The sequence below is a fragment of the Pseudomonas sp. SbOxS1 genome, assembly GCF_013416725.1.
Lineage (GTDB): Bacteria > Pseudomonadota > Gammaproteobacteria > Pseudomonadales > Pseudomonadaceae > Aquipseudomonas.
Genome location: NZ_JAAVXC010000093.1, coordinates 1 through 680, shown reverse-complemented (window position 1 = coordinate 680; position 680 = coordinate 1). Strand labels below are relative to the sequence as shown.

Below are 680 nucleotides of genomic sequence, written 5' to 3'. Positions count from 1 at the left end.
GGAACTTCACGTCCTTCAGCGACAGGCCGACCTTTTCGAGCTCGGTCTGGAGGAAATAGGACGCGGTCGACCCCAGGCCAATGGCGCTGGCGATCGTCTGGTCCTTGAACAGATCGACAGTGAACTTGCGGCCATTGAGGAAGGCGTTGTTGGCCCAGATGCCCTGCTTGGATGCCGGCGACTGGACGAATAGTGGCGCCACCACCCTTATATCGGCGCCGCTTGCGATGGCGTTGAAGACGGCCGCGCTCGGCTGGCCGCCCAGAACGTCGGCGCGGCCGGTCGACAAAAGCACGATGCCGTCGCTCGACTTGGCGAAGGTGTATTCGATGTCGATGTTTTCCTTGTCGAACTCTCCCATCCGGTCAGCGAGGATCAAGGGGATGTAGGCCTCGACCTTGGCGGTCATGGCGACCGTCACCTTCTCGCGCTGGGGCAGGGGTTTGGGCGCATCTGAACCTTCGGCCTGCGCCGCAAAGCTCGTGCCCATCATGGCAGCCGCAACTGCCAGCTTCTTCCATAGAGATTTCATCGGTTCCTCCCTTTTGCTCCTGATTGCCGCCGTCCGTCCGTCCGGCCGGCAAGTTCCTTTCAGCTGGCGTCGTAGACCAGCTTCCACTTCGCCCCTTCGAGTTGCCGGATTCGCGGCCCGCCGAAACGGAACGCCGGATCGCCCGGTG

The 680-nt window shown here is 62.4% G+C and carries 1 protein-coding gene; it reads right to left on the bottom strand.

All coding sequences use genetic code 11. From position 1 onward, the window contains the following. Window positions 1-532, bottom strand: a 532-nt coding sequence (locus tag HFK74_RS32960) for an ABC transporter substrate-binding protein (RefSeq protein WP_218953960.1), incomplete at its 3' end; no start/stop codon positions are given. Window positions 533-680: the final 148 nt, after the last annotated feature.